Source organism: Gottfriedia acidiceleris, assembly GCF_023115465.1.
GTDB classification, from domain to species: Bacteria; Bacillota; Bacilli; order Bacillales; family Bacillaceae_G; genus Gottfriedia; species Gottfriedia acidiceleris_B.
In genome coordinates this window covers 2980636-3007012 of sequence record NZ_CP096034.1, presented here as the reverse complement: position 1 = coordinate 3007012, position 26377 = coordinate 2980636, and the positions used below count along the sequence as shown (strand labels likewise).

The window sequence follows — 26377 nt, the reverse complement described above, 5'->3', positions numbered from 1 at the left end:
TTGATGATGAATATTAAAATAAGAAGACCAAGAATAGAGGACATGAAAGAGTTAAATCAATTTTTTAAAATAGTGATTACCGATACTTTTGCAAAAGAAGGTATTAGTAATCAGGTGGAAAGTATGTATGAAGAAATCAAAACAAAAAGAATATTTTTAGAAAATGATTTTGAAAGTAATGGTGAAGAACGATTTTTTTTGATTGCTCTTGAAAACGAAAAAATTATTGGTTCGATTGAATATGGTCCAGCTAGTGATCTTATTTTAAATTGTACAAACCATGTATTAAAAGGGCTACCTGAGGTTGGTACAGTATTTGTACATCCGGAGTATCAAAAAAATGGAATAGGAAATTTATTATTAAAGAGTATGTACGTTACTTTGCAGAATAGAGGGATCGAAGAATTTTGTTTAGATAGTGGCTATTGTAATGCCCAAAAAATCTGGAAAAAGAAATTTGGGGAACCTGATTATTTATTAAAGGACTATTGGGAAAAAGGATATGATCATATGATTTGGAAAATTAAAGTCAGCGATATATTAATATAGCAATTTTAAATGGGATATTAAGAGTTTTTCACATTTTTTTACGCTCTGTACTATGGAGGTATACGAAGTGGGAGGTATTTCAACTTCGGTTTTCATTTAATAGTTGATATAATTGGGCTTTTTAAAAAAATTAGCTGATTGTTATTCGAATTAGTAAGTTTAAGAACTTAATTGTTTGTTTTTAAGTTAAAAGCTTTTACTATGTACAATAATTAGGCCGTAATACCTTATTGGGTATAGATACTTTTTAAGTTTATTTGCAGTTCTACTAGATTAAATTGCAGATTTGTAAATTTTATTTGGATTCCGTATTTTTAATTGCCGATTTGCCGAATTTATTTGCGATTTTCAGGTTTTATTTAGCTAAAAAGTTTTCCTTTTATTTTCAAGTTTTCTACTTTAAAAGAACAAGAAAAAGATTATTTCTAATGGTCCATATACATTTTCATTATGGAATTAAATATGGTTGGTCAGAAAATGTCATTGTCATGAATTTTACGATTGTTTCCTGGGGATGTTGTTTCATGAGCTACTTATATTTTTACATTTTTATGTAACTTATGAACTTCAGTTATCATACTCAGAATTATTAATCTTCAATGGGCTCGGGTCACAGTTTTAATCACTAGGATCATTTATTTGAAATCAACATTCTTCTATTAATAATTAAAGCGCTTTATTATTTAAAGAATTGTTTTTATAAAAATGAATAAAATTATTCAAATATACTACTATTATCGGCTTTCTTTTTTGCGTAACGTACATTGTATATTGTAGAATAACGTTATATACTTAAGTAATGTGTGGACGCTCGAGAAGAAAGGAGATTGTTTCATGAATGAACAACAACGCCTTCAAGGCACTAATATAAATAATTCAAAAGATAGAAACGATAAAGATTATAGTAAATATTTTGAAAAAGTTTACCAAGCTCCATCTTTAGCTGATGCAAAGCGTCGTGGTAAAGAAGAAGTTACTTATGATCGTGGTTTCGAAATTCCTGAAGAAATGAGAAATTCAGGTGTCGGTAAGAAATTCTTAATCCGTACTTATGGTTGCCAAATGAATGAACATGACACAGAAGTTATGGCAGGTATTTTAACAACGATGGGTTATGAAGTAGCTACATCAGTTGAAGATGCAGATATTATTCTATTAAACACATGTGCAATTCGAGAAAATGCTGAAAATAAAGTGTTTGGTGAAATTGGTCACTTAAAACCATTAAAACTTCAAAGACCAGATTTATTAATTGGTATTTGTGGTTGTATGTCTCAAGAAGAAGCAGTTGTTAATCGAATCTTACAAAAACATTCATTTATAGATATGGTATTTGGTACACATAATATTCATAGATTACCATTTATTATTCAAGAAGCGATGTTTAGTAAAGAAATGGTTATTGAAGTATGGTCAAAAGAAGGGGATGTAATCGAGAACCTTCCAAAAGTACGTCGTGGAGAAATTAAAGCTTGGGTTAATATTATGTATGGATGTGATAAATTCTGTACGTACTGTATTGTTCCTTATACACGTGGTAAAGAACGTAGTCGTCAACCAGAGGATATCATCAATGAAGTACGTGAATTAGCTAGACTGGGCTATAAAGAAGTTACTTTATTAGGTCAAAATGTTAATGCTTATGGTAAAGACTTAGATGATGGTAAATATGGATTAGGTCATTTAATGGATGAAATCCGTAAAATTGGCATCCCACGTGTTCGTTTTACAACAAGTCATCCACGTGATTTTGATGATCATTTAATAGAAGTATTAGCAAAAGGTGGCAACTTAATGCCACATATTCATTTACCAGTTCAATCTGGTAGCTCTGAAGTTCTAAAACTAATGTCACGTAAATACGATCGTGAACAATACTTAGAACTTGTAAGAAAATTAAAAACTGCAATGCCACAAATTTCATTTACAACAGATATCATTGTTGGATTCCCAAATGAAACGGATGAGCAATTCGAAGAAACGATGACATTATATGAAGAAGTTGGTTTTGATTTAGCATTTACATTCATTTATTCACCACGTGAAGGTACACCGGCCGCAAAAATGGTAGATAATGTACCAGAGAGTGTGAAAAAGGAAAGATTACAACGACTTAACAATCTTGTAAATGAAAAATCTGCTGAATTTAATAAACGTTTTGAAGGTCAAATACTTGATGTATTAGTAGAAGGAGAAAGCAAGAAAAATCCTGATGTCCTTGCTGGGTATACTCCTTACAATAAACTTGTAAACTTTAGAGGTCCTAAATCAATTGTTGGTCAAATTGTAAAAGTAAAAGTTACAAAAGCTAAAACATGGTCATTAGATGGAGAATTAGTAGAAGAAACAGTAGAGGTGCTATAATGGGAAAATATACAAAAACTGATATCGTTGAACGTGCAAAAGAATTAGCAGTAATGATTTCTGAAACTGAAGAAGTAGACTTTTTTAAACGTGCTGAAGCGCAAATTAACGAGAGTGAAACTGTTAGAGCTTATATTGAAGAAATTAAGTCATTACAAAAACAAGCAGTTAATTTAGAGCACTGGGGTAAAAAAGAAGCACTTAAAAAAGTTGAACAAGAGCTTGATGAATTAAACGAAAAACTTGAAACAATTCCAGTTGTACAAGAATTCCAATCTTCTCAAGTAGAGGTTAATGATTTACTTCAATTAATCGCTCACACGATCTCAAATGGTGTGACAGACGAAATCATTAAGTCAACAGGTGGGAACTTATTAAGTGGTGAGACAGGTTCAAAAGTAGCACATGGACCGGATTCATGCAAAACAGATAGCTGCAGCCATTAATAAAAAAAGACTCAAGAAAGCAATTAATTTTGCTGCTTGAGTCTTTTTTTTATATAAAGTTAATAAAGTAATTACTAAGTAGCCTTAATATCATAATTTTTATGTTTATTTTTTAAATTCTTCAATTTAGAGTCAACTTTATTAGGCTGTCGTCATACAATTTATCATCACATGTTTTTTTAACTTGTATAAAAGAATTTTCATGTCATTAACACATTCCGCATATGTCACGCATAGAATGAAATGAAAATGGAACGAGGAGGGTCACACCTATGTCTGAACGCGAACATAGAGAGATTATAACGAAGGCAGTCGTAGGAAGAGGCAAGAAATATAACAAAGTCACACATACAATCACACCAAATCATACTCCATCAAGTATTTTAGGCTGCTGGGTTATAAACCATGTATATGATGCAAAAAAATGTAAGGATGGAGTAGAAGTATCTGGTAAATATGATATTAATATTTGGTACTCCTATGGTGATAATACGAAAACAGAAGTAGTTCCTGAATCTGTTAAGTATACTGAAGTAGTAAAGTTAAGACACAGAGATGAAAACTTTACTGGCGAGGATTGTGAAGTGATTGCTAGATCATTAAAACATCCAAATTGTTTAGATGCAATCATTTCTCCAAATGGAAATCGATTTATTGTAACTGTAGAGAAAGAAGTATTAGTTGAAGTTGTAGGTGAAACGAAAATTGTCGTACTTGTTGCACCACATGGTGTAGACGACGATGACGAGTTCTTTGATGTAGATGATGAGTTTGAAGATTTAGATCCAGATTTTGTTTTAGAGGGCGAAGAAGAGTAAGTTAGGCTAGGGAGGTGATACTTCCTAGCTTTTTTATTTTGCGATTCATAAATCAATCGAAAGTTTTCTTTGTCTTAACTTTCGAACTTTCTAAGCCTTTTCGCAAAATGTGATATAATATGCGAAGAATGTTTTTTGATGGAGAGGATACAAATGGCAACTTATACGCCAATGATTGAGCAATATTTAAATATAAAAAAGAATTACCAAGATGCATTTTTGTTTTTTAGACTTGGTGATTTTTATGAAATGTTTTTTGAGGATGCAATTAAGGCATCTCAAGTTTTAGAAATTACTTTAACCGGCCGAGCAGGAGGAACCGATGAAAGAATTCCGATGTGTGGGGTACCATTCCATTCTGCTCCTGGATATATAGAACAATTAGTTGAAAAAGGATATAAAGTAGCTATTTGTGAACAAGTCGAAGATCCAACCGTCGCAAAAGGAGTAGTTCGAAGAGAGGTTGTTCAGCTGATCACTCCTGGGACGCAAATGGAGGGTAGATCGATTGATGAAAAGCAAAATCATTATATCTCAACATTATCTGAAGTAACACCGAGTTCATATGCTTTGGCTTGGATTGATTTGACGACTGGTGAGGGCAATGCTTTATTACTTAGTGGGTCAATTGAAGAAGCGGTTTTAAAAATTGCAGCAACTGGTACAAAAGAAGTAGTTGTAAAAGAAGATTTTTCATCTAAAGCGATTCAAACACTAGAAAAAAGCTTTTCTATTACCGTTTCATTTGAGGAGAATGATCGTTTATCTGAGGAGTTTACAAATGTTGTAAAATCAATTGATCAAACTAGTTTAAAAACTACTACCGCAAGATTATTAAATTATTTATCGAGAACACAAAAACGAACACTTTCTCATCTTCAAGAAATAGTCGTTATTCATCAACATGATTTTTTAAATATGGACATGTATTCGATGAGAAATCTTGAATTAGTTGAAACACAACGTTCAAAAAACAAGCAAGGTTCTTTAAATTGGTTATTAGATGAAACAAAAACAGCGATGGGTGGACGATTACTAAAAAAATGGATTCAACGTCCCCTAGTCAGTACGGAACAAATCGAGCATCGTTTAACGATTGTGGAATTGTTAATGGAAAACTATTTTATACGTGAAGATCTAAAGGAATTATTAAAGGATGTTTATGATTTAGAGCGTTTAGCTGGAAAAGTCTCATTTGGTAATGTAAATGCAAGAGATTTATTGCAATTAAAACGATCACTTCAAACAGTACCTTTAATTATTCATGCTTTAAAATCCATTAGTCATGAAACGATAGATGAACTAATTAATCAAATCGATCCATGTGAAGAGCTTCAAATGCTTTTAGAGAATGCAATTATTGAAGATGCGCCTTTATCAATTAAAGAAGGAAACATTATTAAAGATGGCTTTCATAAAACATTAGATGAATATCGTTTCGTAAGTAAGAACGGTAAAAATTGGCTAATGGAATTAGAACAAAGAGAAAGAGAAATTACGGGGATTAAGTCTTTAAAAATTGGATACAATCGAATTTTCGGCTACTTTATCGAGGTAACTAGATCAAATATCAGTCAAATACCAGAAGGTCGTTACGAACGTAAACAAACGTTAGCGAATGCAGAACGTTTTATTACTGAAGAGCTAAAAGAAAAAGAAACAATGATTCTTGAAGCTGAAGAAAAAATGATTGGATTGGAATATGAGTTATTTATTTCAATTCGAGAACAAGTAAAACAATATTTATCTAGACTTCAAACATTAGGACAAATAATTAGTCAAATTGACGTTTTACAAAGTTTTTCTGTAGTTAGTGAAAAAAATGGATATGTAAGACCAGCATTCACTGAGGAAAGTGAATATATTGTGAAGAATGGCAGACATCCAGTAGTTGAAAAAGTACTTCTAGGTTCAGAGTATATTCCTAATGATACGAATTTCGATGTTAATACTCATCAATTTTTAATTACAGGACCTAATATGGCTGGTAAAAGTACGTATATGAAACAAGTTGCATTAATAAGTATATTGGCTCAAATTGGTTGCTATGTACCTGCTGAATATGCGAAATTACCTATTTTTGATCAAATATTTACGAGAATTGGTGCTGCTGATGATTTAATTTCTGGGCAGAGTACATTTATGGTCGAAATGTTAGAAGCTAATTATGCAATCACGAATGCAACAGAAAAAAGTTTAATCTTATTTGATGAAATTGGTAGAGGTACATCAACATATGATGGAATGGCTTTAGCACAAGCGATGATTGAATATATACATGATCATATCGGAGCAAAAACGCTTTTTTCTACTCACTATCATGAATTGACGGTATTAGCGAATCAACTTAAGTTCTTAAAAAATATTCACGTAGCAGCAAAAGAGCAAGATGGAAAAGTATTATTCCTTCATAAAATCTTTGAAGGTGCAGCGGATCAAAGCTACGGTATCCACGTTGCTGAATTAGCAAATCTTCCAAAAGATGTAATCAGTAGAGCAAAAGAATTATTAAATGATTTAGAATCAAATAATCATTCCTATGTTAAAGAGGAAAATCTAAATACAGAAAAAGAGATTGTAAATATTCAAGTACCGAAAAAAGAAATTGTTCAAACAACTGACAAAGAGGATGCTGAATCTCAGTTAAGCTTATTTGACGATCATCAACCGGTGGTTAAAGAAGTTGTTAAAAACCATCCTGTTATTGATCAATTAAAAGGAATAAATATACTAGAATTAAATCCTATGGAAGCATTTAATTTATTATATGAACTTCAAAAGCAAGTTAAAAAATAAAAAAAAGGCCAATTGGCCTTTCTTTTTATTAACAGTTAAAATTGTGATAATAGTTTATGTACTATACCTTTTTTTATTGATTAGTGCATTTATATAGAGAGGAGGTTCACTAATGTCAAAAATACAGAAGTTAGATGAGATTTTAGCCAATCAAATAGCGGCAGGTGAAGTTGTAGAACGTCCTGCATCAGTTGTAAAGGAATTACTTGAGAATGCAATTGATGCAATTAGTACACGTATTACAGTCGAAATTAACGACGGTGGACTCTCACGAATTTTTGTAAGTGATAATGGTGAAGGGATGACAAAAGAAGATAGTATCCTAGCATTTGAGCGCCATGCAACTAGTAAAATAAAAGATGAAAATGACTTGTTTCGAATACGTACATTAGGCTTCCGGGGTGAAGCATTACCGAGTATTGCATCTGTTAGTTATGTTACAGTAAAAACATCAACCGAAGACGGACCTGGAATTGAAACAATTTTAAAAGGTGGCGTATTGCAATCTCAAAAAGAAATTGCTAAATCAAAAGGGACAAGCATTGAAGTTTCAAATTTATTTTTTAATACACCAGCTAGATTAAAATATATGAGAACGGTTCAAACAGAATTAAGTAATGTGACAGACGTTGTGTATCGATTGGCATTAGCAAATCCACAAATCGCTTTTGATTTGAAACATAATGATAAATTAATGTTCCGTAGTAATGGAAATGGCGACGCAAGACAAATTCTTGCATCATTATACGGACTACAAATTGCAAAAAACATGGTTCATTTTAAAGGCGAGTCATTAGACTTTCAAATTGAAGGCTATTTATCCATGCCAGAATATACACGAGCAACTAGAAACTATCTATCACTTTATGTAAATGGAAGATATGTAAAACACTATGGTGTAAACAAATCAATTAGCGAAGGCTATCATACTTTGCTCCCAATTGGCCGTTTTCCAATCGTTTCGTTATTTATTAAAATGGACCCTCAATTAGTCGATGTAAATGTTCATCCAACAAAACAAGAAGTTCGTTTTAGTAAAGAGGATCAATTATTTACATTAATTACTGAAAGTATAAAAAAAGTTTTTAGAGGTCGTTCCCTAATTCCAGAAATAAAGTCATCAGTTCCAAAGGAAAAACTATTTAGTGAACAATCTACATTTTCGTTTGAACATTCTTCGATAAAAGAAGACGTAGAAAAGAAATTACCATTCTCTCTTCAAGATCGTTTTACTACTAATTCGAATTATTTCAATGAGACTAATGAAACAATAAAGGATGAACATTCAACTGAATACGATTCCTTTACTCAAATTGATTCATCAACTCCAACCGATTATGAAAGTCTTTATTTTGAAAAACAAGAATCCAAAAAAGACGTAGGATTTTCAACTTTTGTAAATGATGACGACCAATCAAATATAGAAGAAACAGTCATTGTGAACGAAGAAGTATATGATGAGCAAAATATAGACCAACTACCTCCTTTATATCCAATCGGGCAAATGCACGGAACATATATTATTGCTCAAAATGAAAAAGGATTATATTTAATTGATCAACATGCCGCACAGGAACGTATTTACTATGAATATTTTAAGGAAAAAATAGGGGAAGTTGCATCAGAACTACAAACTTTATTAATTCCAATCACATTTGATGTTTCACCAGAACAAGCTATTTTATTAGACCAATACCATGATGAACTACAAGAAGTCGGGCTATTTATCGAGAAGTTCGGTTCGAATAGTTATGTCATTCGTGAACATCCAAATTGGTTTCCAGAAGGGCAAGAGGATACATTAATTGATGAAATGATTCAAGAACTATTAAAACGCGGAACAATTAATATAAAAAAACTGCGTGAAGAAAAAGCGATCATGATGAGCTGTAAAGCGTCAATAAAAGCAAATCAATATATAACAAACGATGAAATTTTTAATCTATTAGAATCGTTGAGAAAATCAAGCAATCCATTCACATGTCCTCACGGTCGACCAATCGTTATCCATTTTAGTTCATATGAGCTAGAGAAAATGTTTAAGCGTGTTATGTAATTTTTAAAGTGCTGTAGTTCCATCAATCAGGTTAACTGAATATGGGACTACAGCACTTTTTTACTATACTAATTTTAATAAGGTAGTGGGAGGTATTTCTGAAGCTCTCCGCATATGAAGTCCATTCTTTTTATAAATTTTAGCAGAGTTTTATATGTTTTTTAGTTCAATTTAGTCGTAATACTTAAACTGGTATAGGTAATTTTTTAATTTATTTGCGATTTTCAGATTTTATTTGTAGTTCGTTGTTTTTAAGCATTTTGATACAAAAGTTAAAAAATGGGCATTCTTAATAGTATTGCCTACCTCAAATATTCTGCTTAGGGGCAGAATAAATTTATTCTTTTTTGTAAATTTTCTAAGACTTCTTCTGGAATTTTCCTTATCTTGATATCTTCACCTAAATATAGAAGCCAATTTGTAAACTCGGTTAATTCTCCAATATTTTTAACATTTAAATAAGTTCTTAGAATAGCTGTGGATTGGTAAGGATTTGTATAGGAAATTGAGACTTTTAAAGGATGGTACTTTTTGAACTGAGCAATCGCGACCGGACCAAGTTCAACTTTAAGATTAATTTCTTCTTCTTGCTTGCTTAATTTTTCTAGAATTCTTTTTTTACTTAATCTTTTTTTTGAATGGTGTGGTTTGACATCAATAAGATTATCAACAGGGAAAATCTTTTTCTTTTCATCCAACAAGTCAAAACCTTCAATTAGCCAAAAGCCTTTGTCATGATATAGGTGCAAAAGATAAATCGGGTAAGAAATGGGTTCAAACTCTTCTTTGATCGTAATCAATAAACAAGTATCCATTAAAAGGACTTGGATTAGTTTTTCTAACATTGGATGAGGTAAGTCTGATAAATCAAGTAAGTCGGGATTTTTTGGATTAGTCCCTTCAAAAAGCAATATCTGATTTAAATGAACAAGTTCATCTTGTTGATTTTCAGTGATAAGACCAAGTAATTTTTCTGTTAAAGATTGACGACTTTTTAGATAAGGAAGTTGTTTATTTCTTGTGGCCATAAATGCAATAAATAGCGCTTTTATTTCATTATCTGTAAAGCGAACTGTTGGGAGGACAGAGTTGTTCAAAACAAAATAACCCCCATCTCTTCCAACTTCAGCGACAAGAGGCATCCCCATCGCTTCAATTTCTTTAATATCTCTTAAAGCAGTTGAACGGGAGATGTTAAATTCTTGCATGACTTCAGAAATTGTAAACTTGGCACGATTGTTAATATATCGCATGATGATATTAATACGTTCAACTTTTTTCATCGGTATCTCCTAAACAGTATCATTTTTTGACATGATTTAAGTTTATTATAAACATATCAGCTGATGAAATAAATCGCTTGATAATTTTAAAAAAGGAAGGTTTTTAATATGACAAATTATAAATTAGAAGAAAAAGACAGTTTTAGAGTTTTAGGTATTGGAATTGAACTTAAAAGCGATTATACAGATTATGTAGGGATCAACAAAGAAAAGGAAAACTTTTGGGTGGCTATTAAAGAAGATGGTAGATTGAACGCTTTAAAAGCCATAGCTACAAATGACTATATTTTTTCTGTGAATGAAGCTGTGAACAATAAGATGATGCATTATGCTGGAGTCATGACAGAGGCAACAGTACCTGAAGAGTCTAGAGATATCCAATTCCCTAAAGGAGAATATCTAGTTGTAGAAGGAGAAGGGAATACAGCTGATGAGTTGTGTAATACCCTAACTGGCATCGCCTTTGGTCAAGTGTTACCAGAAGTAAAGGATTTTGCCTATGTTGGTGGGCCAAACGCAGCGGTTATTATGGGAAATCGAAACGGCTTAGTCTTTGGAGAAATGTGGATTCCTGTTGTGAAGAAATAAACTTGAGGTTGTGGTCAGTTATCCAGTTGACGATTCAAAGATGCGAGCAGTGGGGGGAAACTTTCTGAAGGGATGAAAGTACTAAAGGAATTAATAGATAGGTTTAAATTTGCAAAGCAAAAGTCTAAACTTACTGGAACAATTGGGGGCTAATTTTTTATAATTAAAGAAGAATATTAAATTAGTTAACTCTCCTGTACAGTATACAACCGTAAGCTGCAATTATTACGATTAAATAGTAAAGAAGTATGGACGGTTACTGATTGTTCATACTTCTTTTTTGCTTATTTAGCACTCAATTCAATTAAATTTAGTACTGAGCAGGACTCGAAATATCTTTCCTAGAGCTAAATAAACCCACATCAAAAAAGTTAATTTTGGATATTACTTAACAACACCAATCACAAAACCATCATATCCTTTTAATCCAACAGTCTGAATAGCGGTAGTGTCAATTCGAGAGTCTGTAGTGATTAGCTCCATAAGCTCATGAACACCTTTTACACTTTCATCTTGACTCGTTTCATAAATTACCTCTCCGTTTCGAACAACATTATCTACAATAATTAATGCGCCAGGACTTGCTAATTTTAATGCCCATTTTAAATAGTGAGGATTATTTGGTTTATCGGCATCGATAAATATAAAATCGAATAAAGGCTTTGATTCTTTTAGAGTTGGTAAAGTATCTAACGCTTTTCCAATAATAATATCAACTTTTTCTTGCAATTTTGCTTCTATGATATTTTGTTTGGCAACTTTTGCATGCTCATGGCTAATTTCTAAGGTTGTTAATTTGCCATCTTCAGGAAGTGCACGTGCTAACCAAATACTACTATATCCACCTAAAGTACCAATTTCTAAAATGTTTTTAGCGCATTTAATTTTTGCTAATAGATAAAGTAATTTACCTTGAGTAGGAGACACATCTATACCAGGTAGGCCCGCTTGATTATTTGCAAGTAATACATTTTCTAAGATCGGATCATTGGGAATTAGTTTTTCTATAAAATATTCATCAACATCGTTCCAAATTACGTTATTAGGCAAGATTATTCCCCCTTATTTTGTACTGTTTCAAAAAAGTATATGGTATTGTTTGATAAAAATGCTTTCTACAGGAAAAAAGTCATACACATGAAGTGAAAATTCATACTTAAACGGTTTGTTTTACAAATTTTTGTTTGCTAAAATAGATTGGTAGTAAAATTAACCAGTAGAGGAGATTTTTATATGATTAATAAAATCGGTAAAGTTACTGTTTATGTGGAAGATCAAGAGCAAGCAAAAGATTTTTGGATAAATAAAATGGGGTTTGTTCTAAAATTAGAAATGCCAATGGGGCCAGATGCTAAATGGATTGAAGTAGGTCCAAGCGAAAATGAATTTACTACTTTAGTTCTTTACTCAAAAACTTCGATGCAACAATTTAAACCAGAAAAAATAGCTCATCCATCTGTACTTTTTAGTACAACGGATATTGAAGCTGCTTATGAAAAAATGAAACAAAATGGCGTAAAAGTTGATGACCTGATGAAAATGCCATTCGGTTCAATGTTTAATTTCTACGATCAAGATGGTAATGATTATTTATTAAGAGAAGACAAATAATACATAAAAAAAGAGTTGTTTCCTTTTAGAGAAACAACTCTTTTTTACTTAAATAAGATGTTCGAATTTTACTCGTTTATTCAAATAGAACATAATCGGTATACCAACAACCATCACTACAAATTCACCAATGGCTGTAGTTAAATAAGTCATTGGGAAAGGTAAATGAAATGCTAATTTTAATTCGATTGCGATTAAAAACATAGTAATCGTAAAGACAACCGTGTTAACAATCATTCTCGGTATAATACCTTTTATAAATTTTGACGTTGCGATTGTAATTAATAAAGAAATAATTGATTGGCCAACACCAAAGACTAAATCATATGCCATTATTGGAGAAAAGAAAAAATTAGCTAAAAAAACTCCTAAGACTACTCCATATATATACTTTTTATTAAATACAACTAAGTGGTTAAATATTTCGGATACACGAAATTGTACATTCGTAAACCCGAACGGTTGAATAAAGTAAGTAACGGCAATATAAAGTGCAGCAAATACTCCATTAACAGTAATGGTCTTTAACTTCATTTTGTTTCTCCTTAGTTTTTTTTCGTGGGAGGTTCTCGAACCACGTAAAAATATATTTTTTAAACGTAAGAATAAATATTATACTTAAAAATAATTTTAGTCAATAATAATAATGTAATTAATTATGAAAATAAGTTCAAAAAAATACTTTATAAAAAATATATTATACTGGTATAATTAGTGAATCGAAACAATTTATTTTCTTTCAGTTTAAAGTGAAAGGACTGACAAAATGACAATTCCTTCTAACCCATATATTTTGGTATTTGGTGTTTCTATATGTGATATTATCGGATTTACGAAAAAAAATTATCGTCCATATGATTCAAATCCAGGCAGTGTAAAAGTATCGTTTGGTGGTGTTTGCCGTAATATCGCAGAAAATATGGCAAAGATCAACGTAAATACAAAGTTTATTTCAGTCATTGGTGATGATATCAATGGCATCAACATGTTAAATCACGCAAAAAATTTGAACATAGATATGGAAGACACGTTAATTATTAAAGGTGAATCTACCCCAACATATTTAGCCATTTTAAATGAAAGCGGAGAAATGGTCTCTGCAGTAGTAGATTTAGATATCACAAACAATTTTACAAAAGAGTTTATAGACTCCAAAGCAGAAGTTATTCGAAATGCTGAATATATGGTGGTTGACGCGGATAATCCAGGGATTTTAGCTTATTTATTATCCAATTTCCATAATGAAACAAAATTTATTTTAGATCCAGTTTCTGCTTCAAAAGCTTCAAAAATAAGAGACTATATTGAATATTTTCATACGATTAAACCAAATCGACATGAAGCTGAAGTACTATGTGGATTTGAAATTACTTCTGTAGAAGATGTTCGAAAAGCAGGTAGATATTTTAGAGAATTAGGCGTGACAAATGTTTTCATTAGTTTAGATGCAGAAGGAATCTATTATAATGACGGAATAGAAGAAGGTATTATCCAAGCCGATGGTGTTTCAGTCGTTAATGTAACAGGAGCAGGAGATGCATTAGTTGCTGGGATTGGATATGGCTATATGAATAATATGAGCATAGTTGATACAGTTAAATATTCGGTTTCAATGTCTTCTATTACAATTTCACATGTCGATACGATTAACCCGAATATGTGTTGTAACGTTGTAGATCACCATATTAATGAACTTAATTGGGTAGAAATGCAATTTTAGTTGAGAACCTTTTATTTGGTTCTCTTTTTTTTGTTTTGATTAGAAAAATTGCCAGTAAATTCAGGTAAGTAGCAGCTAGATTTGGAATTGCAAATACTATTAGTAAAGCTTAGTGCAAAGTAAATTAGAGAGTGCAAATAAGGTCAATGAAGTTGCCAATAAAATCAAGGATAGGTGCAAATAAAATTTACAAAACTACAAATAAAACGAATATATCCTCAAATTAGCCAACAATAAACCTCTGAAAAATAAAAACAGCAGAAATGAATCAAAAAACTCATTAGATCGAACCAAAAGGTATTCGTTAAGAACAATAATGTTAAACTTTCACACACATACTAAAAAAAAGAACCTCGCTTAATGCAAGGTTCTTTCCATCATTAAAGAGAACGAACTAAAATATCTCTCGCACTTTCTTTATCCAAAATTTTGTAACCACCAACTACTGATTTTACAAAGGATTTTTCTACTAATTCATCTAAACGTGAGTCGTCAATTTGATAATCTGCTAAACGGTTTGGTGCACCGATTGAGTTCCAAAAACTTCTTAGTGCTTGGATCCCTTCTTCTGCAACTTGCTTTGTTGTTTTTCCTTCTTCGGAAATTCCAAAAACATTTGTTGCTAGCATTTTAATTCTGCTTGGATCATAGTCTAAGCAGTGACTTAACCAGTTAGGGAATATGATCGCTAATCCACCGCCGTGTGGAATATCGTAAATAGCAGATACTGCATGTTCAATTTGATGTGATGCCCAGTCGCCGCCATCTGTACCATTTAATAACGTATCATTAAATGCTGTTGTTCCAGCGTACATAATTGTTTCACGTAATTCATAGTTTTCTAAATCCTTAACTAGCTTTTCTCCAGCTTCGATTACAGTAATTAATAAACTTTCGATAAAGCGATCAATCATAGGTGTATTGCTAACACGGTGGAAGTATTGCTCTAATGCATGTGACATAATGTCAACAATTCCATAGATTGTTTGATCGATTGGTACCGAGAATGTATAAGAAGGGTCTAAAATTGAAAATTTAGGAAAAACCAATGGATGACTCCATCCTCTTTTTTCATTTACTTCCATATTAGATATGACTGATGTACAGTTCATTTCTGATCCGGTTGCAGCTAAAGTTAAAACAGTACCAAAAGGAGTTGCAGCAGTTGGTTGGGATTTTCTAGTAATAAGATCCCACACATCTCCTTCGAATGGAACGCCAATTGCGATTGCTTTAACACAATCGATTACACTGCCACCGCCTACAGCTAAAATAAAATCAATTTTATTATCTCTACAAATTTGAATTCCTTTTTGTACCGTCGTTAGTCTCGGATTTGGTTCAACCCCAGAAAGTTCAAAAATCGTTTTACCACTTAACTGACTCATTACGTCATCATATACGCCATTTTGTTTAATACTGCCGCCACCATATACGACAAGTATACGATGATATTCTTGTACTTCATTTGCTAATTGTTCAATTTGATTTTTCCCAAACCATAATTTAGTTGGGTTATGTTGTAAAAATGGAATCAAGGTACTGCTCCTTCTAGTTGTACTTACTTATTTTTTAGTGTTGTGTTTAGCGATTCAGCTTGTTGAATGGCTAATTGATCTTCCAATATTGCTCCAGGTGAATTTCCGGTTCCAATAATATATCCTTCAAGTGTTGCTCCAACAAATTCGAAAATATGTTTAAATTGCAAAATTAATGGTAGAGCTTTAATTTTTGGCTGATCGCCACCAACAATTACGACATACATTTTTTTGTTTTTCATTTTTTCAGCGAATTGTAGATCTTTATTACGAAGACTTTGAGACCAACGATCAATAAAGTTTTTCATGTATCCACTCATACCATACCAATATAAAGGTGTTGAAAAAATAATCGTATCATGCTCGAGCATTTCTTTAACAATTTCCTCGTAATCATCATCAATTGGTTGGAAGCCATTTGGCTCGTGTCTTTGATCATTAATCGCCTTAATATTTTTATGACGCAATTGCACTTCCGTCTTGGCAACATCTTTTGTAATGAGGTTTGTTAGCTGCTCTGTATTTCCGTTTTCCCTAGAACTACCGTGAATGATAAACATATTGTTTCCACTCCTTTTAAATAAATTATGATTGTAATTATGAATGATAACGATCTTAAAATAAAGTACGTACTAAAAAGTGCCTATAAAACTTTTTTGGTAATCTAAGTCTATAGAACTAAGTTTGTTCTTTTTTATCGAATAAATAATTGAACTATTAATTATTTGTATGCTATATTTTATGAACCTTTACTGTTGACTGCAAATTCATTGATAGGAAAATAGTGATAATATCCACAATATATATAGATTTTGAAGTTTTCGTTTGTACTAAAAAAGTTGAGTAAAATAACTTTATTTTTAATTAATTAGCAATTAGCAATGATGGAGGATTTATGAAAGAATATAATATGCCGATTGAAGCAGCGATTGAGGTAATAGGTGGTAAGTGGAAATGTATTATACTTTGCCATTTAGAAAATGGTAAAAAAAGAACAAATGAGCTTAGAAAACTGATGCCTAAAATAACTCAAAAAATGTTAACACAGCAATTAAGAGAATTAGAAGCGGATGGACTAATTAATCGTATTGCTTATGATCAAATTCCACCAAAAGTGGAATATGAATTAAATGATTACGGTAAATCTATGAAACCAATATTGGATCTCTTATGTACTTGGGGCGGAAATCATATAAAGAAAAGCAAAACGAACTAATACTATCGTTAAAAAATTAGGAAACGACAAAAAATTTATTTAATTGAAAATTTTTTGAAGGAATTTAAAAAGAAATGTAGAAATATTTATATTAGAGACTACTATATAAATGTAAAATCGATTCATAAAACGATCATTACATTAATATAGTAGTAAAGGTTGTGTGTTCGTTAGGGAATTTCCCATATATTTCTAAATGGTATTCTTGGCGAATAGTCATCCTTGATAAGAATTTTTTTTATGCGGTTTATTTGTTTTGTAAGCGTTTACTTAGCGCTCAACATAGTTTTTTCTTTTCTTTACAAAAATCGTAATTTATAGGGGGAAATTGAAATGAAACAAGATGAATTAAAACAAACAAATACTAGCTATGATGTTTTTCCAGTATCAGATGTGCATCATTTAGAACTATATGTAGGGAACGCGAAACAAACAGCTTATTTCTTCGCAAACACTTTTGGATTTACACCAGTAGCATACTCTGGTTTAGAAACAAAAGTACGTGATAAAGTTTCTTACGTATTAAAAAATGGTACAATCCGTCTAGTTATTACTGGAACTTTAAAAGAAGATTCTAAAATTGCTGACTTCATTAAAAAACATGGCGATGGTGTTAAAGATATCGCTTTATTAGTAGATGATATCGAAGCAGCGTATCAAGGTGCAGTAAGCCGTGGAGCGATTAAAATATTACCTCCAACTGAAGTTAGCGATGAGTACGGAACAGTTAAAAAAGCTGTAATCGGAACTTATGGTGATACAATTCACACATTAATCGAAAAGGGCGATTACAATGGTCCTTTCTTACCAGGATATAAAGATCGTGCTTTCACAATTCCTGTAAATGAAACAGGACTAATCGCATTAGACCATGTAGTTGGTAACGTTGAAAGAATGGAAGAATGGGTTTCTTATTATGAAAATGTAATGGGATTCCAATCAATGATCCATTTTGATGATGACGATATTAGTACGGAGTATTCTGCATTAATGTCAAAAGTTATGACAAATGGAAGCAGAATTAAATTCCCAATTAATGAACCAGCTGAAGGTAAAAAGAAATCACAAATCCAAGAGTACTTAGACTATAACAATGGACCAGGCGTACAACATATTGCTTTATTAACTGAAGATATTGTTGATACAGTTACTAAGCTAAGAGCTTTAGGTGTAGAATTCTTAAAAACACCAGATACGTACTATGATATGTTAACAGAGCGCGTTGGAAAAATTGATGAAGATATTGAGAAATTAAGAGAATTAAAGATTTTAGTTGACCGTGATGATGAGGGGTATTTATTACAAATTTTCACTCGTCCAATCGTTGACCGTCCAACTTTATTTATTGAAATTATTCAACGTAAAGGTGCTAGAGGATTCGGTGATGGTAACTTTAAAGCATTATTCGAATCAATCGAGCGTGAGCAAGAACTTCGAGGAAATCTATAAGGAGTTGTAACAATGGAAATTAGACCGGATACTTTACCATGGCAAGATGCTTATAAGTTGTTAATTGGTTCAGTGTTGCCTCGTCCGATTGCTTTTGTTTCAACTGTAAACTTAGAAGGTGTAGCGAATGTTGCACCTTTTAGTTTCTTTACAGCAATTTGTGCTGACCCGATGTTAGTGTGCTTTGCACCAATGATTAGAGGTACAGACGGCGAGAAAAAAGACACATTAAAAAATATTGAACAAACGAAACGATTTATTATTAATATAGTAAGTGAAGAAATTTGCGAACAAGTTAATAATGCTGCTGCAGATTTTCCATATGGTGTAGATGAATTTGAACAAGTTGGCCTAACAAAAGTGGATGGGACAACTGTGCAAGTTCCTCGAGTAAAAGAAAGTTTAGTAGGACTAGAATGTGAGCTTCATGAGCTACTACATTTTGGTGAGAACAAAGGTGCTGGTAGTTTAGTAATTGGTAAAGTCGTTAATGTTCATATAAATGATGAATTATATGCTGATGGCAAAATCAATACTGAAAAGCTAAATCCTGTTGGCCGTCTTGCTGGTCATTCTTACACTCGTGCTATTTCTGATACTTTTGCAATTGAAAGAAAAAGGTGAAGGTATGAAATTTATAACTTTTCAATATGATGGTAATGAGCGTGCAGGATTATTAGTCGAAGATCAAATAATCGATCTTAACAAAGCTAGTAATGGCCAAATTCCAGCGGATTTACTAACGATTCTAGAAAACTATGATTTATATAAAAATGAAATAGCAGAAATAACAGGAGAAGGTATTCCACTTTCTTCCGTTCAATTGCGAGCACCATTACCAAAACCACAAAGTATTCGTGACTTTTATGCCTTTGAGGAGCATGTGAAAACTGCTCGCGGCAGAAGAGGTCTAGAGATGATACCTGAGTGGTATGACGTACCGGTTTTCTATTTTACGAATCATCGAGCGGTTATTGGACCTGAAGATCATGTCAGCATTCCAACTAATTGCAAAAAGATGGATTTTGAATTAGAAATCGCTTGTATTATTGGTAAAGAAGGTAAAGATATTCCAGTAGAAGAAGCCGATAATTATATTCTTGGCTATACAATTTTGAATGACTGGAGTGCTAGAGATATTCAAGCACATGAAGTAAAGGTTGGCTTAGGTCCATCAAAAGGTAAGGATTTTGCTACTTCTTTAGGACCTTGTATTGTAACGAAAGATGAAATTGAAAAATTTAGAACAGGTAAAAGTTATGATTTGAAGATGACAGCTGCAGTTAATGGAAAAGTCATTTCTAGTGGCAACTTTTCTTCAATTTATTATTCCGTTCCAGAATTAATTTCTCATGCTTCAAAAAATGTAACACTTTATCCAGGTGATGTAATTGGTTCCGGAACTGTTGGAACAGGTTGTATTTTAGAGCTTGGTGAAGAAAAACATCGTTGGTTAGAAGATGGAGACGTCGTTGAGTTAAGCATTACAGGTTTAGGTACATTACGAAATACTGTAAGAAAGTGAGGGGAAGCGTGTGTATTATCGTAGTCTAGGTAAGATTCCTAAGAAAAGACATATTCAATTTCGTAAAGAAGATGGATCATTATACAGAGAGCAAGTAATGGGTACAAAAGGATTTTCAGGTACTCAATCTATTTTATATCATAACCATATGCCTACATCAGTTAGTGAAACATCATTTTATAAATCACTTCAAATCGAATTTGAAGAACAGACATCACTGCAACACCGCCATATTCGTACAAACAATTTAGAGCGTACAGGTGATGCTTTAGAAGGAAGAGTATACGTTTTAGGTAATTCTGATCTGTTAATTGCAGTTGCAAACGTAACGGAAGAAAGCAAGCATTTTTATCGAAATGGTGAAGGAGATGAAATGTTCTTCGTCCATTACGGTTCAGGTGAAATCCAAACAATGTTTGGAACAATTACTTACCGTAAAGGGGATTATATCATGATCCCTATTGGAACAATTTACAAAGTAGTTCCAAATGATGATACGAAGTTTTTAATTGTTGAGTCAAATAGCCAATTAACAACGCCAAGACGTTATCGCAATGAGTATGGCCAAATGCTTGAGCATAGCCCATTTTGCGAACGTGATTTTAGAGGACCAGAAACCTTAGAGACATATGATGAAAAAGGTGAATTTACTGTTTTAACTCGAGCAAGAGGAAACCTTTATAAACATGTCTTAACACATCATCCATTTGATGTAGTAGGTTGGGATGGGTATTTATATCCATGGGCATTTAATATTGAAGATTTCGAACCGATTACAGGCAGAATTCATCAGCCACCACCAGTACATCAAACATTCGAAGGACATAATTTTGTAGTGTGCTCATTTGTACCAAGGATGTATGATTACCATCCTGAAGCAATTCCGGCACCTTATGTACACAGTAATGTAAACAGTGATGAAGTCCTTTACTATGTAGAAGGAAACTTTATGAGTAGAAAAGGAATTGAACAAGAGTCAATTACATTACATCCATCAGGTATTCCACATGGACCACATCCAGGTAAAACTGAAGGTAGTATTGGAAAGAAAGAAACATTAGAACTAGCAGTTATGATTGATACATTTAGACCACTTTACGTATTAAAAGAAGCACATCAATATGAAGATCCGGCTTATATGGGTAGTTGGATTGAAAAGTAGAGTCTTTTGATTCTACTTTTTATTTGAATTTGAAACAAGCTATGTCAAAGATAACACAGGCATAATGGAACTAGATAATTTGAAATATTCTTGAAAATAGTACTAGATTAACAGCTTAATAATATGATAAACTGACAACATTATACAAAACTTTGAATAAAAGGAGAAATAAGCATGTACGTGAAACCACAAATTTTGACTCTTCAAGCATACACACCAGGAAAACCAAGTGAAGTAGTCATGCGTGAATATGGTCTAGACAAAGTAGTAAAACTTGCATCAAATGAAAATCCATTCGGATGTTCTCCTAAAGTTTTTGAAGAACTACGTAATGTAGTAAGTAAGTTTGCGATTTATCCAGATGGAGCGACAGAAGAAATTAGTAAGAAACTAGCAAATTTCCTAAATATACAACCAAATCAATTAATATTCGGAAGTGGTGCTGACGAAGTTATTCAGATGATTAGTCGAGCGTTGCTAACGAAAGAACATAATATTGTACAAGCATCTCAAACTTTTTCACAATATGCTCATCACGCAGTTATTGAAGGTGCTGAAGTTAGGCCTGTTCCTTTAGTTAAAGGTGTACACGATTTAGATTCTATGCTTGCACAAGTAGATGAGAATACTAAAATTGTTTGGATTTGTAATCCAAATAACCCAACAGGTACATATATTGGAAGCCGCAAATTAGTTGAGTTTTTAGAAAAAGTACCAAGCACTACTTTTGTAGTTGTTGACGAAGCTTACGTTGAATATGTATCAGCTTCAGACTTCCCTGATACAATCTCATTACTAAATAAATTTGAAAATCTAATCGTTTTAAGAACTTTTTCAAAAGCATACGGCCTAGCATCATTCCGAATCGGTTACGGAATCGCAAATAGTAAATTAATTCAAGAATTAAATATCGCTAGATTACCATTCAACACTTCAATGCTATCTCAAGTAGCAGCTATAGCAGCACTTGAAGACCAAGTCTTTATTAAAAACTGTGTTGAACAAAATAAAAAAGGCATGGAACAATACGAAGAGTTTTTCAACAGCTATGGAATTGAATACTACCCATCTCAAGCAAACTTTATATTTGTTCCACTTGAAAACAGCCAAGAAATCTTTAAAGATCTAGAATCAAAAGGATACATTATCCGTGCATTCCCTAATGGAATTCGAATTACAATCGGAACTACTGCTGAAAATGAAGGACTAATCCTACATTTAAAGCCAGCATTAACGAAAAATACTTCTACAATCTAATAAATTGGAAAATCGTCATTTGTAAAAATGACGATTTTTTTATTATCTATCTATAACCTATATGGGGTGAAGACAAGCTTTATTGAAAGTCGCTAAACAGGAATGTAATATGAGCTTGTTTAACTAAATGGCAGTTTAGTTCAATAAGAAATGTTAAAATAAGAACATAAAATAATTAGTAATAGGAGTGAATAATGAAAAAGTACACTTGTCCCTGTTGTGGTTATAAAACGATGGATAGTGACGGTAACTACGATATATGTCCTATTTGTTACTGGGAAGATGACCCATTTCAAAAAGAAAATGAATATGATTTAGGAGCGAACAAAATTCCTCTAATAGAAGCACAAAAAAATTATATTAAATATGGTGCTTGTGAAAAGATTTATCTTAAAAATATTAGAAAACCTAATTTACAAGATAAGAGAGACCCTAATTGGAGAGCAATTGAAGATCATTTGTATGAATTGAAATTAGCATGCAGAAAGTTTATGGAGGGAAATTATGATATTGCAGTCCTAGAACATAACTTATCTTGGATTGATCTCCCTAAAGAAATAACAGAAATTGTTAAACAAACAGAGAATGATTTAGAAATGATTAGGTTTTGCACTACCGACTATAAACAAAGAGAAGAAGCGATAGAAGTAGTAAATAAATTGTTAGAACGGTTAAATATCAGAGTAGAAGATCAAGATTAGTTATGCAACTAAAGCATGCAATAGTTGAACAACCTTTAAGCTGCTTCGGTAGCTTTTTCTTATTCAAGTAAATGGCAGTTTACTTCCATAAGCAGGAAGTATTTTAATCTTTGTTGTATATTCTATTTGTACTAATAAACGAATATTTTTAGGTGGTAAATAATAGTGAAACGATATATACGTACCTCTTTTTTTCTCTTTTTGGGTTTATTCATTAGCAATTTAAATGTTAGCCATTTTCTAAAACACGATTTAAACATTTTGACTGCATTTTCCACAACTTTCGGAGTCTCAATTGGGTTTGTTTTTGTCGAGTCTCGTATAACAAAAAAGCTGAAGAATAAGTAATTATTATTAAGCTAACGAGTGCGTTAGTTGAACAACAAATAAAATTTTGTTAAGTAAAAGAAGATATTTGTGATGCAAAAAAGGATGGAAATTACAGAAGAATGAATTTATTCTGTTTCCATTCTTTTTTTTGCTTTTTACCTAGGTTCATAGGAAGATGTTTCAAAAAAATGTTCAACATCTTAAGGAGCGAAAATATCTCTATGCCGGTAACCTTACGTGCTCGTGGGGCACAATCCTCATTTCACCCCCCATTTTGGCTATCATCCAGCTCTCATGTTCAAATACGGGAATAGATTCAGGACTTCCAAGTTTATATCAAGGTGTATTTGCCAATTTCAGTCTGCGAAACTTGACGTAATTTAATAAAAAGTAAATATTGTCAATTTGAGGTATAAATTATAAAATAATTCTGAACATTAAAAATTTTTAAAAGAATGGGAGGAAAAACAATGAAGAAACGCAGGAATATTATCGTAGCCACATCTATTTTATTAACGATGACGGTTCCAACCGTCATGGCAGAAAGGGGCGATCACTCACAAGCAGCAGTAATCGAAACGTCCGATGCCAGAACAGTTGCGAATCAGTATCTAAAGGAACACGCTTCCAAGTATAACCTAAAAGAAGACCTCTCCGATTTGACTGTTGAAACCGTAATTAATTCAGAAAACGGTTCCTATGTCCGCTATCAGCAAACAATAGAGGGAGCACCAGTATTTTCTAATCAACTTACGGTTACTTTGAATCAATCAGGAAAAATTCTGCTTGTTGTTTCCGATTATGCACCGTACAAATCAGTTGAAAAAATAAAAAATAAAATGTCTAAAGAGGATGCAGAATCAAAAGCGCTTAAAAACATCGGTGAAAAAGACAAGGGCAATTGGGCAAAAAATTCTAAAGAATTTGGTTATATAGTTCAAGATGGTGTAGCTATTCCGATCTATCGCGTTGTTGTACATACAAACGAGCCGTTTGGTGCTTGGGAAACGTACATTCATGCTGAAAATGGAAAACTATTAAAGAAAAGAAACCTAAACCAGCGTGCGACTGGAACAGGACAAGTATTCATGCCCAATCCAGTGGCATCTCAAGGCTCTATTACAGGTCTCACTGATAAAAGAGATGCAGACTCCACTGCTCTGAACAATCAATTAAAAGCAGTCAGTCTATTAGGACTTGATGGATCTGGCTACTTAAAAGGTAGCTATGTAAACATATACTCGAAAGCAAAAACCTTCTCATCATCGAATACCTTCAATTATACCCGATCAAATGATAGCTTCGAGGATGTGAACACATATTATCATATTGACACGTTACAACGTTATATCCAGTCAATCGGTTTTCAGAATATTAATAATCGTTCGATTAAAGCCAATGTAAATACCTATACTCAGGATAACTCTTTCTACTCTCCATCCACGAAAGAGTTGACGTTTGGATCTGGCGGAGTGGATGATGCTGAGGATGCAGGAATTGTTGCACATGAATATGGACACTCGATCCAAGATAACCAAGTGCCTGGCTTTGGCAATTCTGCTGAGGCAGGTGCAATGGGAGAAGGATTCGGGGATTTCCTAGGTGCTACTTATGAAGATTCTCTGTCAACAAATGGATATGGTAAAGGATGCATCGGTGAATGGGATGCTACTTCTTATTCTTCAAGCAATCCTCCTTGCCTACGTCGACTAGACAATAATAAAGTGTATCCTCGTGATTGGGCAGGGGAAGTGCATGCGGATGGTGAAATCTGGTCTCAAGGGGAGTATGACATGGCGCAAGCGTTTGGACGGGATATTGCAACCAAGATTATCTTGCAATCTCACTTCTCTTTGACTCCAAATGCAACATTCAGAGATGGAGCTAGAGCTATTAAACAAGCTGATGTACTGCTCTACGGTGGGTCGCACGGAGCTCAAATTGATTCAATCTGGGCAGCTCGTGGAATTTCAACCAATTAAAAATTTCAAAGCTCTTCCTACACAAAATAGGGAAGAGTTTTTTATTTTTAATATTGGTGTATAAAGCTAGTTACATAAAAGTATCTTTAATCTAACGAACGGTTCACCACTGTGAATGGAATATAATTCTTCTATTGTAGATATGAATGTATATAGTAATTTTTAAGCTAGAATAATGGATAATATAAAATGGACCTGCTCAAGCTTAACTAAAACACCATAAAGTATTATGATTTCGAATCTTTAGGTGGTGAATTTGATGAGTGTATTCGATAACTTTTATCGTTCTCCAGGTCCAAGCTGCGGATGTGGTGGGTCAGGTATAGGCACATGGCAGAGCAGTGGATATGTTCAAGGATATCCAATATATAGCCAAAGTGGTTATTTACATGGAGGTTATTATAATCCCTATGGGAGAAGGTGGCAATTTATTCCAGGGATAGGTTGGGTTGTAATCTAACAAAAAATATAACTGATTTGGAGAGCTTATCTCCTGATCAGTTATATTTTTTCAAACGTCTTGAAGCATTCAATGATGAAGAGGTTTTTCGCCAATTAATTGACATACTTTTTCAGGGGTTGCAGGAATTTCCATCGTTAAGATTGTGTTCGCCATTTTATATCGCTCCTATTATATAATGATTATTTAATGTTTATTTGTAGAGGTGTATTTTCTGAAAACTAGTTTTTGTTCTCTCATTTCATGCCAGATACAGCTGGAATTACTTCATTTAATGTAGCTTGGACTTCAGAAATTCGCTCTGGTATACATGCACCTGGAATTACTGTTGCAACTGCTGGATTTGATATTGAAAATTGAAGGGCTGAGTGTATTTTCATTACTATCCGGTTGTAATACGGATAAAAAGAGTTTAAGTGTATCAAAGAAATTTAAATGAAATTAATTAAATTGAAGTTACTAACGGTCAGAATGGGGTGAAAAAAGTAATAACAGATCAGAAGGAAATTAAAAACTTATTAGTGAT

The 26377-nt window shown here is 32.7% G+C and carries 22 protein-coding genes, 3 pseudogenes and 1 riboswitch; of the genes and pseudogenes, 19 read left to right on the top strand and 6 right to left on the bottom strand.

Annotated elements, in window-relative coordinates:
• Nucleotides 1–3 precede the first annotated feature (3 nt).
• The 6 genes from MY490_RS14295 to mutL all read left to right on the top strand — a co-directional run bounded on the left by MY490_RS14295 (nucleotide 4) and on the right by mutL (nucleotide 9029).
• Nucleotides 4–549, top strand: a complete 546-nt coding sequence (locus tag MY490_RS14295) for a GNAT family N-acetyltransferase (RefSeq protein ID WP_248266328.1) — start codon at nucleotides 4–6, stop codon at nucleotides 547–549.
• A gap of 834 nt (nucleotides 550–1383) precedes the next feature.
• Nucleotides 1384–2913, top strand: coding sequence for a tRNA (N6-isopentenyl adenosine(37)-C2)-methylthiotransferase MiaB (gene miaB, locus MY490_RS14290; RefSeq protein WP_248266327.1), 1530 nt, complete (start codon nucleotides 1384–1386; stop codon nucleotides 2911–2913).
• The gene (locus MY490_RS14285) at nucleotides 2913–3359 is read left to right on the top strand and encodes a YlbF/YmcA family competence regulator (protein ID WP_248266326.1); all 447 of its coding nucleotides are present in this window, start codon (nucleotides 2913–2915) and stop codon (nucleotides 3357–3359) included. Before miaB ends, MY490_RS14285 begins: the two co-directional genes overlap by 1 nt.
• Before the next feature lie 272 nt (nucleotides 3360–3631).
• Entirely contained in the window at nucleotides 3632–4177 is a 546-nt protein-coding gene (cotE, locus tag MY490_RS14280) for an outer spore coat protein CotE (RefSeq protein WP_248266325.1), read from the top strand.
• 153 nt (nucleotides 4178–4330) lie between these two features.
• On the top strand, nucleotides 4331–6973 hold the full coding sequence (mutS, locus tag MY490_RS14275) for a DNA mismatch repair protein MutS (RefSeq protein WP_248266324.1): 2643 nt from the start codon (nucleotides 4331–4333) through the stop codon (nucleotides 6971–6973).
• A 112-nt stretch (nucleotides 6974–7085) separates the two neighbouring features.
• On the top strand, nucleotides 7086–9029 hold the full coding sequence (gene mutL / locus MY490_RS14270; protein ID WP_248266323.1) for a DNA mismatch repair endonuclease MutL: 1944 nt from the start codon (nucleotides 7086–7088) through the stop codon (nucleotides 9027–9029).
• A 320-nt stretch (nucleotides 9030–9349) separates the two neighbouring features.
• On the opposite strand, the gene MY490_RS14265 is transcribed toward mutL, so the two are convergent.
• The gene (locus MY490_RS14265; RefSeq protein ID WP_248266322.1) at nucleotides 9350–10312 is read right to left on the bottom strand and encodes a helix-turn-helix transcriptional regulator; all 963 of its coding nucleotides are present in this window, start codon (nucleotides 10310–10312) and stop codon (nucleotides 9350–9352) included.
• A 108-nt stretch (nucleotides 10313–10420) separates the two neighbouring features.
• Here MY490_RS14265 and MY490_RS14260 point away from each other — a divergent pair, with 108 nt between their 5' ends.
• The gene (locus tag MY490_RS14260; protein WP_248266321.1) at nucleotides 10421–10900 is read left to right on the top strand and encodes a GyrI-like domain-containing protein; all 480 of its coding nucleotides are present in this window, start codon (nucleotides 10421–10423) and stop codon (nucleotides 10898–10900) included.
• Between the two features lies 1 nt (nucleotide 10901).
• Nucleotides 10902–11053: pseudogene (locus MY490_RS14255) on the top strand (phage tail protein); the annotation flags it as partial.
• A gap of 231 nt (nucleotides 11054–11284) precedes the next feature.
• On the opposite strand, the gene MY490_RS14250 reads toward MY490_RS14255, so the two are convergent.
• Entirely contained in the window at nucleotides 11285–11950 is a 666-nt protein-coding gene (locus tag MY490_RS14250; protein WP_248266320.1) for an O-methyltransferase, read from the bottom strand.
• Nucleotides 11951–12133: 183 nt separating this feature from the next.
• Here MY490_RS14250 and MY490_RS14245 point away from each other — a divergent pair, with 183 nt between their 5' ends.
• Nucleotides 12134–12511, top strand: coding sequence for a VOC family protein (locus MY490_RS14245; RefSeq protein WP_248266319.1), 378 nt, complete (start codon nucleotides 12134–12136; stop codon nucleotides 12509–12511).
• A gap of 48 nt (nucleotides 12512–12559) precedes the next feature.
• Here MY490_RS14245 and MY490_RS14240 read toward each other — a convergent pair whose 3' ends face one another.
• The gene (locus MY490_RS14240; RefSeq protein WP_248266318.1) at nucleotides 12560–13045 is read right to left on the bottom strand and encodes a QueT transporter family protein; all 486 of its coding nucleotides are present in this window, start codon (nucleotides 13043–13045) and stop codon (nucleotides 12560–12562) included.
• 5 nt (nucleotides 13046–13050) lie between these two features.
• Nucleotides 13051–13095: riboswitch (PreQ1 riboswitch) on the bottom strand.
• A 182-nt stretch (nucleotides 13096–13277) separates the two neighbouring features.
• Between MY490_RS14240 and MY490_RS14235 the strand changes: the two genes are divergently transcribed.
• The gene (locus MY490_RS14235) at nucleotides 13278–14231 is read left to right on the top strand and encodes a carbohydrate kinase family protein (RefSeq protein ID WP_248266317.1); all 954 of its coding nucleotides are present in this window, start codon (nucleotides 13278–13280) and stop codon (nucleotides 14229–14231) included.
• A gap of 380 nt (nucleotides 14232–14611) precedes the next feature.
• Here the strand turns inward: MY490_RS14235 and MY490_RS14230 are convergent, their stop codons facing one another.
• The gene (locus MY490_RS14230; protein WP_248266316.1) at nucleotides 14612–15769 is read right to left on the bottom strand and encodes an iron-containing alcohol dehydrogenase; all 1158 of its coding nucleotides are present in this window, start codon (nucleotides 15767–15769) and stop codon (nucleotides 14612–14614) included.
• 23 nt (nucleotides 15770–15792) lie between these two features.
• On the bottom strand, nucleotides 15793–16329 hold the full coding sequence (locus MY490_RS14225) for a flavodoxin family protein (RefSeq protein ID WP_248266315.1): 537 nt from the start codon (nucleotides 16327–16329) through the stop codon (nucleotides 15793–15795).
• A gap of 335 nt (nucleotides 16330–16664) precedes the next feature.
• Between MY490_RS14225 and MY490_RS14220 the strand changes: the two genes are divergently transcribed.
• The 9 genes and pseudogenes from MY490_RS14220 (at nucleotide 16665) to MY490_RS14180 (ending at nucleotide 25851) form a co-directional block, all read left to right on the top strand.
• Nucleotides 16665–16985, top strand: a complete 321-nt coding sequence (locus MY490_RS14220) for a winged helix-turn-helix transcriptional regulator (RefSeq protein ID WP_248266314.1) — start codon at nucleotides 16665–16667, stop codon at nucleotides 16983–16985.
• Nucleotides 16986–17318: 333 nt separating this feature from the next.
• Nucleotides 17319–18434: a 4-hydroxyphenylpyruvate dioxygenase gene (hppD, locus tag MY490_RS14215; RefSeq protein ID WP_069034473.1), complete on the top strand. Its 1116-nt coding sequence runs from the start codon at nucleotides 17319–17321 to the stop codon at nucleotides 18432–18434.
• 12 nt (nucleotides 18435–18446) lie between these two features.
• Entirely contained in the window at nucleotides 18447–19058 is a 612-nt protein-coding gene (locus MY490_RS14210) for a flavin reductase family protein (protein ID WP_248266313.1), read from the top strand.
• A gap of 4 nt (nucleotides 19059–19062) precedes the next feature.
• Nucleotides 19063–19959 carry a fumarylacetoacetate hydrolase family protein gene (locus MY490_RS14205; protein ID WP_248266312.1) on the top strand — a complete coding sequence of 299 codons (897 nt, stop codon included), beginning with the start codon at nucleotides 19063–19065 and terminating at the stop codon, nucleotides 19957–19959.
• 10 nt (nucleotides 19960–19969) lie between these two features.
• The gene (locus MY490_RS14200; RefSeq protein ID WP_248266311.1) at nucleotides 19970–21121 is read left to right on the top strand and encodes a homogentisate 1,2-dioxygenase; all 1152 of its coding nucleotides are present in this window, start codon (nucleotides 19970–19972) and stop codon (nucleotides 21119–21121) included.
• A 174-nt stretch (nucleotides 21122–21295) separates the two neighbouring features.
• Nucleotides 21296–22378, top strand: coding sequence for a histidinol-phosphate transaminase (hisC, locus tag MY490_RS14195; RefSeq protein WP_248266310.1), 1083 nt, complete (start codon nucleotides 21296–21298; stop codon nucleotides 22376–22378).
• A 194-nt stretch (nucleotides 22379–22572) separates the two neighbouring features.
• Nucleotides 22573–22827: pseudogene (locus MY490_RS14190) on the top strand (CPCC family cysteine-rich protein); the annotation flags it as partial.
• Between the two features lie 1052 nt (nucleotides 22828–23879).
• Nucleotides 23880–25391 carry a M36 family metallopeptidase gene (locus tag MY490_RS14185; protein WP_248266309.1) on the top strand — a complete coding sequence of 504 codons (1512 nt, stop codon included), beginning with the start codon at nucleotides 23880–23882 and terminating at the stop codon, nucleotides 25389–25391.
• A gap of 259 nt (nucleotides 25392–25650) precedes the next feature.
• A complete protein-coding gene (locus MY490_RS14180; RefSeq protein WP_248266308.1) occupies nucleotides 25651–25851 on the top strand; it encodes a hypothetical protein in 201 nt (66 codons plus the stop codon).
• A 182-nt stretch (nucleotides 25852–26033) separates the two neighbouring features.
• Here MY490_RS14180 and MY490_RS14175 read toward each other — a convergent pair.
• Nucleotides 26034–26219: pseudogene (locus MY490_RS14175) on the bottom strand (aldo/keto reductase); the annotation flags it as partial.
• Nucleotides 26220–26377: the final 158 nt, after the last annotated feature.